At 71.8% G+C, this 17334-nt stretch carries 12 protein-coding genes; 6 read left to right on the top strand and 6 right to left on the bottom strand.

Annotated elements, in window-relative coordinates; all coding sequences use genetic code 11:
• Positions 1-127: 127 nt before the first annotated feature.
• A complete protein-coding gene (locus tag ACILR4_RS04065) occupies positions 128-691 on the bottom strand; it encodes a ComEA family DNA-binding protein (RefSeq protein WP_395699547.1) in 564 nt (187 codons plus the stop codon).
• Between the two features lie 177 nt (positions 692-868).
• Between ACILR4_RS04065 and ACILR4_RS04060 the strand changes: the two genes are divergently transcribed.
• From ACILR4_RS04060 to ACILR4_RS04045, 4 genes are read left to right on the top strand one after another with little or no spacing between them, the layout of a single operon-like run.
• The gene (locus tag ACILR4_RS04060; protein ID WP_395699546.1) at positions 869-1783 is read left to right on the top strand and encodes an amidohydrolase family protein; all 915 of its coding nucleotides are present in this window, start codon (positions 869-871) and stop codon (positions 1781-1783) included.
• A 60-nt stretch (positions 1784-1843) separates the two neighbouring features.
• A complete protein-coding gene (locus ACILR4_RS04055; RefSeq protein ID WP_395699545.1) occupies positions 1844-2179 on the top strand; it encodes an ArsR/SmtB family transcription factor in 336 nt (111 codons plus the stop codon).
• A complete protein-coding gene (locus tag ACILR4_RS04050; RefSeq protein ID WP_395699544.1) occupies positions 2176-3129 on the top strand; it encodes a DinB family protein in 954 nt (317 codons plus the stop codon). The genes ACILR4_RS04055 and ACILR4_RS04050 overlap by 4 nt, the downstream gene beginning before the upstream one ends.
• Positions 3119-4039 (top strand): hypothetical protein, encoded by a 921-nt coding sequence (locus ACILR4_RS04045; protein WP_395699543.1) that lies wholly within the window; start codon positions 3119-3121, stop codon positions 4037-4039. The genes ACILR4_RS04050 and ACILR4_RS04045 overlap by 11 nt, the downstream gene beginning before the upstream one ends.
• A 107-nt stretch (positions 4040-4146) precedes the next feature.
• Here ACILR4_RS04045 and ACILR4_RS04040 read toward each other — a convergent pair whose 3' ends face one another.
• Complete coding sequence (locus ACILR4_RS04040; protein ID WP_395699542.1) at positions 4147-4578, bottom strand: SWIB/MDM2 domain-containing protein; 432 nt, start codon at positions 4576-4578, stop codon at positions 4147-4149.
• 300 nt (positions 4579-4878) lie between these two features.
• Here ACILR4_RS04040 and ACILR4_RS04035 point away from each other — a divergent pair, with 300 nt between their 5' ends.
• Positions 4879-5235 (top strand): phage holin family protein, encoded by a 357-nt coding sequence (locus ACILR4_RS04035; protein WP_395699541.1) that lies wholly within the window; start codon positions 4879-4881, stop codon positions 5233-5235.
• A 7-nt stretch (positions 5236-5242) separates the two neighbouring features.
• On the opposite strand, the gene pbpC is transcribed toward ACILR4_RS04035, so the two are convergent.
• From pbpC to ACILR4_RS04020, 3 genes are all read right to left on the bottom strand, one after another.
• Positions 5243-7423, bottom strand: coding sequence for a penicillin-binding protein 1C (gene pbpC, locus ACILR4_RS04030; RefSeq protein ID WP_395699540.1), 2181 nt, complete (start codon positions 7421-7423; stop codon positions 5243-5245).
• Positions 7420-13278 (bottom strand): alpha-2-macroglobulin family protein, encoded by a 5859-nt coding sequence (locus tag ACILR4_RS04025; RefSeq protein WP_395699539.1) that lies wholly within the window; start codon positions 13276-13278, stop codon positions 7420-7422. Before ACILR4_RS04025 ends, pbpC begins: the two co-directional genes overlap by 4 nt.
• Before the next feature lie 94 nt (positions 13279-13372).
• Positions 13373-14989 (bottom strand): M48 family metalloprotease, encoded by a 1617-nt coding sequence (locus ACILR4_RS04020; RefSeq protein ID WP_395699538.1) that lies wholly within the window; start codon positions 14987-14989, stop codon positions 13373-13375.
• 73 nt (positions 14990-15062) lie between these two features.
• Between ACILR4_RS04020 and moaC the strand changes: the two genes are divergently transcribed.
• A complete protein-coding gene (gene moaC / locus ACILR4_RS04015; RefSeq protein WP_395699537.1) occupies positions 15063-15545 on the top strand; it encodes a cyclic pyranopterin monophosphate synthase MoaC in 483 nt (160 codons plus the stop codon).
• Between the two features lie 29 nt (positions 15546-15574).
• Here the strand turns inward: moaC and ACILR4_RS04010 are convergent, their stop codons facing one another.
• Positions 15575-17308 (bottom strand): Wzy polymerase domain-containing protein, encoded by a 1734-nt coding sequence (locus ACILR4_RS04010; RefSeq protein ID WP_395699536.1) that lies wholly within the window; start codon positions 17306-17308, stop codon positions 15575-15577.
• Positions 17309-17334 lie beyond the last annotated feature (26 nt).

Raw genomic sequence — 17334 nt, 5'->3', positions numbered from 1 at the left:
GGTTCAGGGCCACGGCGCCGCCTGCTCCTGGCGATGCGCAGGTCCGTCAACGGACGGCCTCCTTCGGTAGCGGAAACGCAAACGCCCCGCGTCGCGGGGCGTTCGTGCGTTTGGCGGCAGGTGGGGCTTACTTCTTGCCGGCCTTCGCGTCGGAGGCCTTGGCATCCGCCGGCTTCGCGTCGGCGGCAGGCTTGGCTTCCTTCTTCGCGGCCTTTTCCTTCTTGGCGGCGGCCGCCGCTTCCTTGTCCTGCTTGGCCTTCTCGGCGGCAGCGGCCTTCTCGGCCTTCTTCTCTTCGGCGGCCTTCTTCTTCGCGGCCTTCTTGTCCTCGGCCGGCGCAGCGGCGGCGGCCTGCTTGTCGTCGGCCTTCGCGGCGGGCTTGTCTTCCTTCTTGGCCGCGGCCGCAGCCGGGGCCGGCGCAGCGCCCTTGAACGATGCGCCGTTGACCGTCAGGCCCTCGGCCGAGAACTTCGCTGCGTTGGCATCGCCGACACCCTTCACGCGGTCGATCAGGTCCTGCCAGTCCTTGAACGGCGCCTTCTTGCGTTCGTCGATGATCTTGCCGGCAATCGCGGGGCCGATGCCTTTGATGCCGTCCAGGTCGGCCTGCGAGGCCTTGTTGGCATCGACCGACGCCGCCATGGCCGCGAACGCGAACCAGGCCAGAACGGTCACGATGAGTTTCTTGATCATGAGCAGGACTCCTGCAGGAGTGTTGGGGAGGGGGAGGAAGAGCAGGGCCGCGAACCGGCCCGTGCACCTAACGAAACCTGCGCGCCTGCGGTTGACCCGGACCGCCGAGCGTGCCGCAGGCGCCGAGGGCCGGCCTACACTGCATTGACGACGTTTCCTTTGCCGGAGGGCGAGGCCATGCGCCAACTTCCCTTGCACCGCAGGCGCTGGCTCGCGATGGCCTTGTCGAGCTGCTTGGCCCTTGCCTGGCCCCTGTGGGCCGCCGCGCAGCAGCCCTACCGCGGCCCGTTGTTCGACGCGCACCTGCACTACAACGAAGAGGCCTGCGCCTTCCCCGGCGTCTGCCCCTATCCGGTGAGCGAGGTGCTGGCGATGATGCAGCGCGCCGGCGTGCGCGCCATCGTCGCGAACAGCCGCACCAACGACGGCACCAAGGCGCTGGCAGCGGCCGGTGATGCGACCCGCGCCGCCGGTGTCACCGTGGTGCCCTTCATCCGCCTGTACCGCAACCGGGCCGACTACACCGGCTGGTTCGCCGACGACAGCATCTACGGCATGGTGCAGCAGGAACTGGCCGCCGGCACCGCCGCCGGCGCCTACCGCGGGCTGGGCGAATTCCATCTCTACGACAGCCGCAACGCCGAGGGCCCGGTGGCCGTGAAGCTGATGCAGCTGGCGCAGGCCCGCGGCCTGGCGGTGCTGGCGCATGTGGACGACGACGCGATCGACCGGCTGATGGCGCATGCGCCGCAGGCGCGGCTGATCTGGGCCCACACCGGCATCGGCGGCGCGCCGGTGGCGCGGGTGCGTGCGCTGTTCAGGCGTTATCCGCTGCTGGTCGGCGAGCTGTCCTACCGACCCGGCCTGACCGATGGCGATGGCCGCTTGAGCGCCGAGTGGCGCGCGCTGTTCAGCGAGTTCCCCGAGCGCTTCGTGATCGGCTCGGACACCTGGATCAATGCGCGCTGGAGCGGCTACGAGCAGCTGATGGCCGAAGCCCGGCGCTGGCTCGGCGAGCTGCCGCCGGCTGCCGCCCGGCGCATCGCCTGGGGCAATGCGGCGGCGCTGTTCGGCGTGCGCGACCCGGATTGAAAAAGGCAACCACAGCGTTGCGTTTCATGGCATCATGCAACCACCAAGTTGCACGATGCGATGAACGAATCCCCTGACGACGAGATCGACCGCCTGCTGCGCGCACTGAGCGACGCGACGCGGCGCCGCCTGCTGGACCGGCTGCGCGACGCGCCGGGCCTGACGCTGTCCGAGCTGACCGAGGGCTTCACGCAGACGCGCCAGGCGCTGTCCAAGCACCTGGCGATGCTGGAAGCCGCCGAGCTGGTGGTGGCCGTGTGGCGCGGCCGCGAAAAGCTGCACTACCTGAACCCGGTGCCCTTGCAGGCGCTGCCGGCGCGCTGGGTGACCAGCAGCGCGCGTGAACATGCGGCCGCGCTGGCGGCGCTGAAGCGCGGACTGGAGCAGGCCGAATGAACACCATGCGCACCGCCCCGACGACCGGCCCCGCGATGCCGGTCCTGCCCGCCGCGTCCGCGCCGCTGCAGCTGCTGTGCAGCCGATTCGATGCGCCGCCGGACACCGTCTGGCAGCGCCTGGTGGCAGGTCCGTTCATCGCCGAGTACCTCGGCGCCCGGCTGCCGCGGCACGATGCGCCGCTGCGCAGCGGACAGGCGCTGCAAGGCGCCGACGCGCAGGGCCGCGCGTTGCGCTTGACGGTGACCGAAGCCAGCGCGCCGTGCAGCCTGTCGCTGCGGCTCGAGGGTGCGGACGGCGCGCAGGCGCTGCGCCTGTGCATCGAGCCGTGTGCCCAGGGCAGCCGGCTCACGGTGCTGCACGAACCGGTCGAGGGGCCGGATCATGACGAAGCCGGCGGCGACGCGATCGCGCGGCTGCTGCGCGCGCCGCTGCCGGCGGTGCTGGCGGCTGATCGCATCGCGAGCGCCGAAGGCCTGCAGCGCGCGCGCGCCTACCTTGCCGACAGCGCGGCCGCGGTGGCGCAGCTGCTGGCGGCGATGGCACCGCGTCAGGGCTATCGCAAGCCGGCGGCCGACCGCTTCTCGCTGGTCGAGCAGCTGTGGCACCTGGCCGATGTCGAGGAGTTCGGCTGGGCCCGGCGCTGGCCACGCGTGCTGCAGGAGGAGCGACCGCGGTTGCCCGGCGTGGATGGCGACCGGCTGGCACGCGAGCGCCGCTACCAGCAGCGGCCCTGGCGCGCGGCGGCGCGGCGCTTCATCGCGCAGCGCCGGCGCAGCCTGGCTGCGCTGGCCCGCCTGGACGCCGCGATGCTCGAGCGGCGCCTGCTGTTCAGCGGCCGCGCGGCCGATGCCGGCACGCTGCTGGCCGCGATGCTGGCGCACGACCATGAACACCGGCTCGAGATGGCCGCGCTCTGGACTGCCGAACGAGGACGCGATGAACCCTGAACCGACGACGCGCGCCGAGGGCGAGGTGCCGCTGAAGACCTGGCTGGACGAAGCGCAGGAACGGCATGCGCAGGCCCCGCGTGAAGTGGCCGAGGGCCTGCTGGCGCGGGCGGTGACGCTGCCCGACGATGCCGATGGCGCCGAGGCGCTGCGCCTGGCCGAGCATGTGATGCTGGCCCACCTGCGCGATGCCGGACTGCTGGCCCGCATGCTGGCCGGCACGCCGGCCACGCCGGCGCTGCAGCCGATGCGCGAGCGCGTGGCCTGGGCCCTTGCCACCGTGCGCGCCGGCGATGCTGCGGCCGTGGCGGCGGCCTCGCCCGTGCCCCTGGCGGCCCGCTGGCGGGCCTTGCAGAACGTGGTGCTCCTGTGGGCCCAGGACGGCCGCGCCGAAGCCGCCAGCGCGGCGTTGCGGGCGCCCGCGGTCGAGGCGCTGGGCCACCCCGAGGCCGAAGCACGCAAGGCCTATGCGGCCTGTGCCAACAACGTGGCCAGCGAGCTGCGGCTGCGTAAGGTGCCGCTAGACCAGCCACGCAATGCCGCGCTCGATGCGCTGATGCTCGAGGCCGCGCAGCTCGCGCGTCGCGCCTGGGCCGCGGCCGGCACCTGGCTGCATGTCGAGCGGGCCGACTACCAGCTGGCGCTGTGCCATGCCGTCGTCGGCCAGGGCGCCGAAGCCCTGCAGCATGCGCAGGCCTGCCTGGCCACCTGCGAGGCCGAAGGCGCCGATGCGGTCGAGCGCTTCTTTGCGCACGAGGCGATGGCCTGGGCGCTGCACGCATCGCGGCAGCCCGCCGCCGTGGCCCTGCAGCGCGCGCAGATGGAACGGCTGCTGGAGACGATTGGCGACGAGGCCATGCGGGCCTGGTGCCGAGAGACGCTGCAGGCACTGCCGGCAGCAACGACGTAGGCCCCAAAAGAAAAAGCCGGCTTTGCAGCCGGCCTTGTCTTCACACCTGGTGTCAGTTCACCGGGGCTTCTGCGCGTCGTAGCCTGCCGCCGCGCGAAGCCGGTGTGTCACTTCAGGTGAGCGTTGATGAGCTTGGTCATCTCGAACATCGACACCTGGGCCTGCTTGAAGATCTCCTTCAGCTTGGCGTCGGCGTTGATCATCGTCTTCTTCACCTTGTCCTGCAGGCCGTTCTTCTTGATGTACTCCCACACCTTCTTGGTCACCTCGGTGCGCGGCAGGGCCTTTTCGCCGATCACGGCGGCGAGTTGCGCGCTGGGCGTCATCGCCTTCATGAACGCAGCGTTCGGCGTGCGCTTCTTGGCCGGGGCGGCCTTCTTGGCGGGAGCAGCCTTCTTCGCAGGGGCCGCCTTCTTGGCCGGAGCGGCCTTCTTCGCAGGGGCCGCGGCCTTCTTCGCCGGAGCGGCCTTCTTGGCGGGGGCGGCCTTCTTCGCCGGTGCCGCCTTCTTGGCCGGAGCGGCCTTCTTCGCAGTTGCCATGTTGATTCTCTCCATCACGTGATTGGTTGATGTGCCGGGGTCCGGGCCGGGGTGACATGCACCCACGTTTCTCTCATGACCTCTGCGGGCGCAATGGTACTGCGCGTCATTCGTGCTGAGAAGCGGTTTTCCCTCGTAAGAGGCGCTTTCTTCTCCTCGGAAACCTGCATTTGTCGCCCCCGCACGTCACTCTCGTGGCTCCCAGGTGCTTCCCAGGGCGCCGCGAGGCAGCGTCGAGGTCGCTTCGAGAGGCCATCGCGTGAGGGCTCGATGCAGGGCGCGCGTGTATGCTGCGCGGCCATGAAGATCATCGTGCGCTGGTTTCTGTTGGCTGCAGCACTGCTGCTGGTGGCGAACCTCTACAGCGGCGTCACGGTCGCGAGCTTCGGTGCCGCGATGATCGCGGCGCTGGTGCTGGGCCTGCTGAACACGCTGGTGCGGCCGCTGCTGGTGCTGCCGACCTTCCCGGTCACGCTGCTCACGCTGGGGCTGTTCTTGTTCGTGATCAATGCGCTGATGTTCTGGGCCGCGGCCGAGGTGCTGAAGGGCTTCAACGTCGCGGGCTTCGGCGCCGCGCTGATCGGCTCGGTGATCTACAGCCTGTGCGGCATGGTGATCGACGTCGCGATGGAGCGGCTGTTCAGCAGCGCCACCTGATGTGGCGTCAGCGCTGCGCGACCAGTCCCGCGCCGCGCACCTCGAAGGCCACCTCGTCGATCAGCTGTCCTGCGGCTGTCTTCAACGCAAGCCGATGGTGGCCCGGCCACGGCAGCCACGCGAGCTGCGTGCCGCTGCCGATCAGGCGACCATCGAGCCACCACTGCCCGCCTTCGCCACGGAAGCTGATGCGCTGCACCGGCGCCGGCATGTCGGGGTCGAGTGCGTAGATCGCGCCGCGGCGCGGGCTGGCGATGCCGCTGGGCCGGCGCGCGGCCAGCTGCTCGCCGCCGCGGATGCGCAGTGCTGATGTCGAGGGTGGCGACGCCGCGCTGGCCACGGGCAGCCATTCGTCGCGCGCGGCTTCGAGTCCGCCGTCGAACACCACGTGCTGCCGCTGCAGGCCGGCTGGTGCCACAGGCGCGCGTGAGACCTGCTGCGCGTGCAGCTGCTGCACCAGCGCGCGCCACACCGGCGCCGCACCCTGCGTGCCGCTGATGTTGTGCATCGCCGCGCCGCTGGCATTGCCGACCCACACGCCGACGGTGTAGCGCTCGGTGTAGCCCAGGCACCAGTTGTCGCGCATGTCCTTGCTGGTGCCGGTCTTCACCGCCGCGAAGCCGCGCGTGACCAGCGCGCTGTCCAGGCCGAAGGTCAGCGCGCGTGCGCTGCTGTCGGCCAGGATGTCGGTGACCAGGAAGGCGCTGCGCGGGCTCATCACCTGCAGCGCGTTGCCGGGCTGTCCGGCCACGGGCCGCCAGCGGCCGCCGTTGGCCAGCATGCGGTAGGCATTGGCCAGCTGCAGCAGCGTGACGTCGGCACTGCCCAGCGCGAGCGCGAGGCCGTGGTAGCCGCCGCTCTCGGCCAGCTGCAGGCCGGCACGGTTGAGGCTGTCGAACAGCTCCTGCGGGCCGAGCAGTGCGGCCAGGCGCGCGGTCGGCACGTTCAGGCTCGAGGCCAGCGCGCTGCGGGCGCTGACCCAGCCCCGGTACTGGTGGTCGTAGTTGCGCGGCATGAACGCGCCGCTGCCGCCATCGAGATCGGCCGGCGCATCGTGCAGCAGGCTGGCCGGCGTGATCAGCCCGCGCTCGAAGCCCAGGCCGTAGACGAAGGGCTTGATCGTCGAACCCGGCTGGCGGCGCGCGAGCACCGCATCGACCTCGGGCGCATCGGACCAGGCCGCGCCGGTGGAGCCGACCCAGGCCAGCACCTCGCCGCTGGCGTTGTCCAGCACCACCAGCGCGCCGTCCTCGACCTGGCGGCCCTGCAGTTCGGCCATCTGCGTGCGCAGCAGCGCCACCGCGCTGCGCTGCAGCCGCGCATCGAGCGTGCTGCGCAGTGCACCGGCGGCGCGGGCGCGCGCGGCCTGGCCGGGCTGCGCCGTCAGCCAACGCGCAAAGTGGGGGGCCAGGTTCTCGGCCAGCGCCGGGCCGGCGCTGCGCTTCAATGCCGCCTCGGCCAGCGCCGCCTCCTGCTCGCAGCCGACGGGCTTGTTCAGCAGCGCGCAGGCGCGGCGCACCGCGACCTCGGTCTTCGCGTTCGGCGCGCGCACCAGCGCCACCAGCAGGGCGGCCTCGGGGCGATCCAGGCCTGACGAGTGCTTGCCGAACAGCGCCCAGCTCGCCGCCGGCATGCCGACCAGCTCGCCGCGCAGCGGCACCAGGTTCAGGTAAGCCTCCAGGATCTGCGGCTTCTGCCAGCGCGCCTCGATCGCGCGCGCGGCGCTGATCTGCGACATCTTCTGCAGCAGGCTGCGGCCACCGCTGGGCCGCGCCAGATCGGCGTCGAGCAGCGCGGCCAGCTGCATCGTCAGGGTCGAGGCGCCTTGCGTCGAACCCTTGGCACTGGCCAGCGCGCTGCGTGCCGCGGCCGACCAGTCCACGCCCTGGTGCTGCCAGAAGCGCTGGTCTTCGCCCTGCACGATCAGCTCGCGCAGCGCAGGCGAGAACTGCGCCAGCGGCTGCCACGGCAAGCGGCGTGCCTTCGCGTCGACACGCAGGCTCTGCAGCGGCTCGCCGTGGCGGTCCAGCAGCAGCAGGTCCGATGGGCGGTGGGCCAGGCGCACGCTGTCGAAGCTCGGCACCGCGTCGGCGGCCCGCGCGGGGCTGGCCAGCAGCGTGCCGACCAGCAGGGCGCAGCCCAGCGCGGTACGGCCGAAGCTCCACGCGGCCGCGGCGCGGCGTGTCATGGCTTCACCTCCAGCGCGGCGTTGGGCTGCTCGCCGTAGCTTTCGGGCGCGTACATCGCCTCGACGCGCGTCGGCGGCAGGCCGAAGTGGCCGGCGCTGTTCAGCCGCAGCGTGTACTCGATGACATGCTTGCCGCGCGGCATGAACTGCCAGCTGGCGCGGAAGGCCTCCTGGCCGCGTTCTTCGTAGGCCAGCATCGCGCTGCCCTCGCGCTTCTCGCCCTGCGTCGCGATCGCCGAATCGCGGCCCAGGCCCGAGCCCATCAGCGTGGCGCCGGCCGGCACCGGATCGACCAGCGCGACCCAGGTCATGTCGCTCTGCGCGTCGATCTCGATGCGCACGCGCATCACGTCGCCACGGGTCCAGGCGCTGTCGGTCTTGCGTTCGACGCCGCTCACCGTGCGCGTCAGGCGATAGCCGGCGGCCACCGGCGCATTCAGCGGCACCGCGGCCAGCGCCTGCACCGCCAGCCAGGGCTTGCCGCTGCCCTGCTGCTGCACGTTCAGCAGCGCCGGCGTTGGCGCATTCGCTGCCGGCCAGGGCAGCATCATGCGGCCGCCCGTCGGGGCACTCGTCCAGTCATGCGTCACGCTGGTGCTGCCCAGCGTCGCGCTGCTGCGGCCAGCCACCTTGCCGGCCTCGAAGCGCGCGGCAAAGCGCTCGAGCGCCAGCGTGCCCCACAGGTTGGCGGTGGTGGTCGACCAGGCCGCGCGCTGCTGGCGCGCCAGCGCGCCCAGCACCATGCGCGGCAACTCGTCCTTCCAGGCCGGGTCGTCGACCAGCGCCAGGATCAGCCGCGCCGCATTCGCATCGCCGCCGTCCATCAGCCACCACCAGGCATCGCTGTCTTCGGTGCTGAACTTCAGCGTCGTGCCGGCGTAGGTGAGGCGTGCGCGCAGGATGGTCTGCGCTTCCTGCAGCCTGGCCGCGCGCTCGGGCACGCCGTCGAGCCGCTGCAGGATGCGCAGCCAGTCGATCACCGCGGCGGTGGGCCAGCGGTTCGGCGCGATCGTGATCGACTGCAGCTGGCGCGGCGTGGCGCGGCCATGGCGCGACAGCGCCTCGATCGCCGCGAGCTTGCGCACATCCAGGTCCAGTCCGCGCGCGCTGGCGGCCGACCAGCTGTCGCGCATCAGCCGGCCTTCGACGAAGGCCTGCAGCGCCGCCAGCATGCGCTCGCGCGGCGCTTCGGGCAGGGCCTGGCCGGCCTCGTGTGCGGCCGAGACGAGGTAGGCGGTGAGCCTGTCGCTGCCACGCGGCGGATCGCCTTCGCGCGGCGGGTAGTACAGCGCCAGGCCGTCGCTGTCCAGGTAGCCCGGCAAGGCATTGGCCAGGCGCGTCCAGGCCGCGCTGTCGTGCAGCGCCAGCGCGCGCGAAGTCTGCTGCTCCAGGCAGTTGAACGGGTAGGTCTCGAAGAAGCGGCGGATGCCCGGCAACGCACTGGCCAGCGTGGGCTGCAGGCCGATCTGCACGCCGCCGTTCTTCACACCATTCGTGGCCAGCGCATCGGCCGGTGCGGCCACCGGCAGGCTGAGGCTGCCGTCCAGCTGCTGCAGGCTGGCGGCCCACACGCGGACTGGCACGGCCGGCTTGACCAGCTGCGTGAACTTCAGCTTGTCGCGCGCCGCGCCGCCGCCGGCCTGCGCCGCCGCGGCTTCGTAGACGAGGCTGATGGTGCCGGCCGGCACCTCGACCGGCCAGCGCACTTCCGCCGCCGCACCGGCGGCCAGCGTCAGGCTCTGCGGCTTGAACGCCAGCGGCGCGCGGCTCATGCCGCCCGCGCCATCGTCGCGCTGGGCACTCGCGTTCAGCGTGGCCTCGACCTTCAGCTCGCGCGCGGTGGTGTTGCGCAGCGTGAAGATCGCGTCGAAGCGGTCGCCCTCGCGCGCCAGCGGCGGCAGGCCGGGCAGCATCTGCAAGTCCTGCGTGACGCGCACCGTGGCACTGCCGGTGCCGAAGCGATCGGTCCCCGCGCTGGCCAGCGCGACGAGGCGGAAGCTGGTGAGCGAATCGTTCAGCGGCACTTCGATGGAGGCCTCGCCGTTTGCATCCAGCGTGATTGCGCCGCGCCACAGCAGCAGCGTGTCGAACAGCTCGCGCGTCGGGTTGCGGCCGCCGCCCCCGCCGGCCGGCACCGCCTTGCGGCCGTAGTGGCGGCGGCCGATGATCTCGCTCTGCGCGGTGGCGGTCTCCACCAGCCAGCCGCGCGGCTGGAACATCGCCTCCAGGGTGTTCCAGCTGCTGTTGCCCATCAAGGCCAGCAGCGCTTCATCCACCGCGGCGAAGGCGATCTCGGCGCCGGCCGCGGGCTTGCCGCCCTGCAGCACCTGCACCTTGGCCTTCACCGTCTGGCGCACGGTGTACTGCGGCTGGTCGGTGGTCACCTTCACGTCGAGCTTGTGCGCGTCGAGCCCGATGCGCAGCTGCGCGACGCCGAACTTGTGCGAAGGCTTGGCCAGGTCGACCATGGCCGTCGGCGCCTGGTACTCGCGGCCTTCGAAGCGGAATGCGTTCCACCATTCGAAGGGCGAACGCCAGCCCCAGGTGAACAGCGAGTACCAGGGCACATGCCGCACGCGGCCGCGCAGCACCAGCACGCTGGCATAGACGTTCGGTGCCCAGCTACCGACAGTGGGCCCCCCACCCCCCGAGGGGGCGGGCCCGCCTTGGGGCGGCCCGGCGTCGGGCCCGGCTTTAGGAATCGGCACCTCGATCGTCGGGTCCTGGCCTTGCAGCGTGACCACGCGGGTCGAGATCACGCCCTCGCGCTCGATGCTCAGCAGCGCGGTGGCCTGGCGGTAGGGCATGCGCACCTGCAGCTTCGCGGTCTCGCCGGGCGCGTAGCCAGGCTTGTCGGCCAGCACGTCGATGCGGTCGTCGTTGTCCTGCTCGAACCACAGCTCGCCCTGCTTCGTGACCCACACGGTGGTCGCGGCCTCGGCGACGCGGCCGGCGTCGTCGGCCGCGCGTGCCACCAGCTCCACTTCGCCGGCGGCCAGGATCGATGCTTCGCACAGCAGCAGGCCGCGCGCATCGCTCTGGCCTTCGCAGACGGTGCCGAGCTCCTTCTGCGTGGCGGTCTGGTCGTAGGCATAGAAGCCGCCGACCAGGCGCTGGCGGTTGGCCTGCCATTGCGTGACGCGGGCGACCACGCTCAGCTTGCCATTGGCCACCGGCTTGCCCTGCAGGTCCAGCAGCAGCGCCTGGAACTTGACCTTGCCGACCGACGCGGCCCAGCTGCCGGTGCGCACGCCGACCACGCGCGCCGAGGGCCACACCGGCAGGCGCGACGAGACGGTCTGCAGCTCGCCGTTCGGATCGCTGAAGCTCAGCTCGGTCTGCAGCTCGGCAGCACGCGTCACCTTCGGCAGGCCTTTCAGCGTGAGCACCGCGGCACCGTTGGCATCGGTGCTCAGGGCCTGCTTGTCGACCACCAGCTTCGCGTGGTCGCTCGGCGGGCCTTCGTCATCGTCGTTGCGGATGCTGCTGCGGCTGCTGGCCTCGCGCGGCGGCTGGAACGAGAAGGTCTCGTAGCCGGGGAAGCTGAGTTCGCGGTCGCGCAGCAGCGCGCTGGCGCGCGCCGGTGCGCGCGCGAAGCCGCCACCGGACAGGTGATTGAGCTGCACGCCGAACACCACCTCGGCCGGCGCCACCAGCTCGCCGCGCGGCGGCGCCAGGCGCGCATCGACCAGGGGCAGGCGGAATTCCTCGACGCGGAAGAAGCCGCTGACCCACTCACGCCCTTCTCGTTGCAGGCTCACTTGGTACAGCCCGAGCTTGGCGGTCGGCGGGATCTGCCAGCTGGCCAGCGCGGCGCGGCCGGCGGCGTCGAAGCGGATCGGCTGCTGCTGTTCCTCGCCGCTGCCGACGTGGGTGATCTTCATCGCCGTCGGCAGCAGCGCGCGCTGCGCATCGGCCAGGCCGGTGCGGGTCTCGGCGCGCACCAGGTGCTTCATCGACACCGTTTCGCCGGCGCGCAGCAGCATGCGGTCGAGCACCGTGTGCACGCGCAGCTTGCCGCCGGCGGCGCGCGCCTCATCGTCGTACGTGAGCGGCAGGTTGAAGCGCCAGGGCTCGATGCCGCGGTTCCAGCTGCTGAAGACGAAGGCCGTGTCGCGCTGCGGCCGTCCCTGGGCATCGGGCAAGGTCTTGCTGGCCGTGACGTAGTAGCCGCGCTGCCAGCTGCACTGGCCTTCCTCGGGCAGCTCGGGCAGCGCCTGTGGCACCAGCGCGATGCCTTGCGCATCGGTGCGGCCCTGCCACAGGGCCTTGCCGCGGCAGTCGTGCACCGCCACCTCGGCCTCGGGCACCGGCTGCGCGCGGTCCAGCGTGGTCACCCACACCAGCGCGTTGTCGACGCCGCGCTTGAAGTGCACGCCGAGGTTCGTCACCAGCACGCCGGTGCGCACGTACATCGGCGCCGGCGCCGCGAGCAGGCGTTCGCCGAGCAGGCGCGACTCCACCTCAATCACGTGATAGCCCGGCTCGGACAAGGGAATGCCGACCACCTCGAAGGGCCGCGGGTCGCCGCCCTGCAATTGCGGCAGGTCCAGGCGCCTGGCGGGATCGTTGGCCGGCAGCAGCGGCTGCTGGCGGCTCTCGTACTCGTTCTCCTGCGCCTTCGCGAGCTTGCCCATCCAGACTAGCCACTCGCGCTCGTCGACCTTCTTGATGCGCACGGAACCCTTGCGCAGGTCGGGCTGCACGTGGCGCAGCGTGATCGGCAGCATCGCCTCGGGTCCGGCTTCGACGATGCCGAAGGGCGCGGCGGCGAACTTGGCGATCGGTGGCATCGGGCCGGTGGCAACGTCCAGCGGAAAGGTGGCGGCGTTCGTCAGCGGCCGGCCGGTGGCGTCCTTCAGGCCGGCGGGCAGGGTCAGGCGCAGCTTGCCGTTCTCGGGCAGCGGGCCGGGGAAGCTGATGCTGTCGGACTCGTCATCGTCGCTCTTTTTGGGCGTTATCGGCTTGCCATCGGCGGTGGCGAGCTTGATGCCTTCGAGCTGCTTGCGTTCGACCGGCGCGGTGAAGCGCAGCACCGCGGCGCCCAGCGGCATGCAGGGCATCTGCGCCTTCTCGCGGTCGCAGCTGAACTCGGCGCTGAAGCGCTGGCGCACCTCGAAGTGCAGGCGCTGCGGCGCGCGGGTGAGCACCTGCGGGTCGGACGCCGACGCGATGCCGGCGCCCCACACCAGGCGCAGCTTGGCCTGCGGCGGCAGCGGGCGCGAGCAGCCGACCACCAGCTGCCGGTCAGCCTCGGCCGGCTTCACTCGCAACAGCTTGAGCACCTGCGCGCGCGCATCGCCTTCGATCAGCTCGATCGGGATGCGCTCGCCCAGGCCTTCGACTTCGCACCAGGCATTCGCCTTCACGCTCTGGGCCGTGGCCGGCCCGGTCAGGCGCAGCAGGAAGCGCTGGCCTTCCTCGATCTGCGAGCCGTCCCAGGGCTGGCTGCGTTCGATGCTCGGGCCGCCGGTGGAGAACTCGAAGCGGGTGTTGCCTTCGAGCGCGCCGCTGGTCGGCGACCAGCTCGGTACCGCACTCAGGCTGCAGCGCACGCCGGGTGGCAGCGGCGACTTGAAGTCGACGACCCATTCGCGCTCGTTGTTCCAGCGGCTGCTGCTGCCGGGCACCGGGCCACTGCACGCGAGCTGCAGCGGTGCCGGCTTGTTCGGGTCACCCAGCGCGACGACGGCTTCGCTGAAGCGCACGACGACCTGCCGCACCTGGGCCACTTCGCCCTGCGGCGTGACGCCGCTGATGCGGGCGGCTTCGACTTGCGTGCTCCAGCCGGCCAGGCCGAGCAGGCCCGCGAAACACCACCCGATGCGCCTGCGAAGCGCTGCGCCGATGACCATGCCGAGCCTCCTCGTCCCGTCCCGGGACATCGCGCGGCAGTGTAGGGGCGGCTCGTATCACGCAGGCGGCAGCGCGGGCCGCGGCGTGTTTCGTTTATTCCAGCTCTTCGGGCGGGTCGCCGCGTCGCTGCGAGCCGCCGCGTTGTTCGGCCATCAGTTGCCTGCGCTGGCTCATCAGGTCGCGCAGCCGGGAATCGATCACCGAGGCCTCGATGAAGTCGACGCCGGGGCCGCCGCGTCGCGCGATCTGCTGGCCGGCGCGCAGGCGGTCGATCGCGCCCGGCAGGTTGCCGATCGCGGCCTCGGCTTCGGCATGCGCACGCAGCGAGCGCAGGGTCAGGCCCAGGCGTTCGGCGCTGAGCGCCAGCGCCTGCCAGGCCTGCGCGTCGTCGCGGTGTTCGGCGACCCAGGTCTGCAACTGCTCGGTGCTTTGCTTGATCGACTCGGCATCGTTGCGCTGCTGCGCCACGCGGGCGCTCAGCAGCAGCCGGCTGCGCGAGCCATCGGCCGGCCAGGCGGCCAGGCGCTCGGTGGCCCGGGCGCTGTCGCCACGCGCCAGCGCGGTCTCGATGGCCAGCTGCGCCCAGGCGCGCTTGGTGCCGGCATCGGGCAGCAGCGGCTCGCCGGCGGCCAGCGCCTGCTCGGCGACCGTGAACTCGCGCAGCTGGGTCGAGGCGAACGCCCGCAGGTACAGCGCGGCGAGCCGGTCGCGCAGCGAAGCCGGTCCGCGCAGCTCCACTTCCTGGAAGCGGCGCAGCGATTGCGTCGACGGGTCCATCAGCACCTTGGCGCGCGACTGCATCAGCGCGTGCACCAGCGGCGAGGCCGCCTGCAGCTGCGCGCTGCTGGGCTGCGCGCCCAGCACCTCGATGCGCTGGCGCGCTTCACCGATGCGGTCGATGGTCAACGGGTGGCTGCGCAGGTAGGGGAAGCCGCCGCTGTCGTTCAGCCGCACCGACTGGTCGAGCTTCTCGAACATCGCGGCCATGCCGGCGGGCGCGAAGCCGGCCACGCTCATCAGGTTCAGGCCGTTGCGGTCGGCCTCGCGTTCCATGTCGCGCGAGAAGTTCAGCTGCGCCTGCGCGGCCGCGGCCTGGCCGCTCATGATGGCTGCTTGCGCCATGTCGGCATTGCGGGCCTTGGACGCGGCCAGGATGCCCAGCAGCATCGCCGCCAGGCTCAGCGTGCTGCTGCGGTTGGCCGCGACGATGCTGCGCGCGATGTGCCGCTGCGTGACGTGGGAGAGCTCGTGCGCGAGCACCGAGGCCAGCTCGTCGCGGGCGGTGGTCATCGCGATCATGCCGAGGTTCACGCCCACGTAGCCGCCCGGCAGCGCGAAGGCGTTGACGCTGCGGTCGCGCACCAGGAACGATTCGAACGGGAACAGCGTGCCGATGTCGTTGCCGATGTCGCCGCGCTGGCGTGCCGCGGCCACCAGCGGCTGCCAGATGGTCTGCAGGTACTCCAGCAGCACCGGGTCGTCGAGGTAGTCCGGGTCGCGCCGGATCTCGCGCATGATCTGCTCGCCCAGGCGCTTCTCCGCACTGAGGTTGAACTCGTCGGAGGCCGATTCGCCGAGCGCGGGCAGGCGCACCTGCGAGGCATCGCCCGGCAGGCTTTGCGCGGCCAGGGGCAGCGGCGCCAGCACCAGGCTCCAGGCCAGCAGCAGGCAACCGGCCCGCAGGCGGAAGGGAGTCAGGGCTTGGTTCAAACGCGGGTCCGGCAACGCTAGCCACGAACGGCTGCACCTATCATCGCACCGCTACATTGCCCGCAGGTAAACCATGAGTTCCCCGCTGACACACTTCGACGCCCAGGGCCAGGCCCACATGGTGGACGTGGCGGCCAAGCCGGACACGCACCGCATCGCGCTGGCGCGCGGCAGCATCCGCATGCTGCCGGCCACGCTGGCGCTGATTGCGCAGGGCCAGGCGAAGAAGGGCGACGTGATCGGCATCGCCCGCATCGCGGCGATCCAGGCCGCCAAGCGCACCGCCGACCTGATCCCGCTGTGCCACCCGTTGCCGCTGACGCGCGTGGCGGTGGACTTCGCGCTCGACGAGGCCGCCAGCAGCGTGCACTGCACCGTGCAGGCCGAGACCGTGGGCCGCACCGGCGTCGAGATGGAAGCGCTGACCGCCGTGCAGGTGGGGCTGCTGACGATCTACGACATGTGCAAGGCCGCCGACCGCGGCATGGTGATGGGCGACATCCGGCTGCTGGAGAAGCAGGGCGGCAAGTCCGGGCACTGGGTGGCCCCGGGCTGACCGAAGGCAAACGCGGCCGGTTGCGCCCGCTAGTAGGTCAGGAACTCGCGCCAGGGGTGCGGTGACAGCGGCGCCTGGCACTGGAACGCCGCCTGGTCGCCGATCTCGCAGGGGCTGAAGAACTCGGCACTGTCCGGATTGCGGAACTCGCGCAGGCGCGCGGCCAGCACGCGGGCGCGATCGGGCTGGCCGTTCTCGGCCAGGTAGCGCGCCCAGGCCACCATCAGGCGCGTGTCCATCAGGTAGTGCGGCGCGCGGCGGAAGGCCATCGGCGTGCCCGGCAGTGGCTCGGCGCTGGTGGCGGCAGCGTAGTCGGCATGGTGGGCGAACAGCACGCTGCGCTGGCCGCGCGCGATGCGCGCCTCGAGCGGACCGGCGTTCTCGCCCGGCGCGTAGATCACGACCACCGACATGTAGTCCACCACTGCCAGCGCGCCACCGATCACCAGCGCCATGCCGGCCAGTGGCGCGAAGCGGCTGCGCGGCGCCTGCGCCGGCACCACGCGCTCGGCTGCGGCCGGCACGCCCAGCGCGAAGCCCCAGGCAAAGGCCGCGGGCAGCAGGAAGTAGGCGTACCACAGCGGGTACTCGACCAGGCTGTGCCAGCCGGTCAGCAGCACCAGCATCCAGCCGGCGCGCCCGGCCAGGCCCGTGTCGCCACGGGCGCTCGCGCTGCGGGCAAAGCCCTGCCACAGCGCAATGGCCATCAGCGCCATCACCAGCGTGGCCAGCGGCACGCCCAGCTCGACGGCCAGTTGCAGCGGCAACGTGTGGGTGTGGTCGAAGAAGGCCGTCGGCCGGCCGGGGAACGAGGTCAGCGACCAGGCCAGGTTGAACTCGCCGAAGCCGACGCCGGTCCAGGGCTGTTGCGCGATCATCGTCACCGCATTGGCCCAGATGTTGCGCCGCGAGTTCGGGCTCTCGATGCCGCTGGCCTCGCCGGCCGCGATGCGCGCCTCGGCGCCGATGGCCTGGTGGCTCCAGGACCCGTACGCCGCCATCGCACCATACGACAGAGCATAGACCAGCGGCGTGGCCAGCAGCAGCCAGCGTGCGCTGCGCGACAGCCGCCGGTCGAGCCCGCCCCACAGCGCCAGCAGCAGCAGGCCGACCGCGCCGGTGCGCGAGGCGCTGAGCTCGATCGCGAACACCATCAGCAGCACCAGCGCGATGGCGATGCCGCGCGGCAGCCAGCGCAACTCCAGCAGGGTGACCGTGGCCACCACCGCCCACAGCAGCAGGCTGCACAGGTGGTTGGACTGGCGCAGGTTGCCGACGGCGCGGCCGACCAGGCCCGAATGTGCGATGACGTTGCCATCGGTCCATTCGGGCATGAAGACCTGGATCAGCGCCACCAGCGAGCTGAGGAAGCCGGCCAGCACCAGGCCGGCGGCGAACAGGCCGAAGACCTGCGGCGCGTCGCCGCGCCGCGCCGCATCGGCGCCGGCCCAGGCCAGCACCGCAGCGGCGATCAGCAGGCTCAGGGCCGAGAGCGTCAAGGCCGATGGCAACGCACCCGCGGTGCCCGACAGCACCACGGCCGCCGCCATCACCGCGATCGCGGCCTGCAAGGACCAGCCGCGCAGCGCCAGCCCGCCCGGCCGCAGCATGAACACGAAGCCGCCCCACAGCGCGACGGCCAGGCATTGGTTCAGCAGCGTCGGCGAAGGCGGCAGGTTGTAGGCCAGCAGCGGAGGCAGCGTGCCGGCGACCAGGGCGGTGAGCGCGAGCCCCCACGAGGCGGCGCGGGCGTTAGGCGACATCGGCTTGCCGGTGGTGGAACCGGCGC

Source organism: Aquabacterium sp. (assembly GCF_044226965.1).
Classification (GTDB): domain Bacteria; phylum Pseudomonadota; class Gammaproteobacteria; order Burkholderiales; family Burkholderiaceae_C; genus Pseudaquabacterium.
This window is presented reverse-complemented; position numbering and strand designations above follow the sequence as displayed.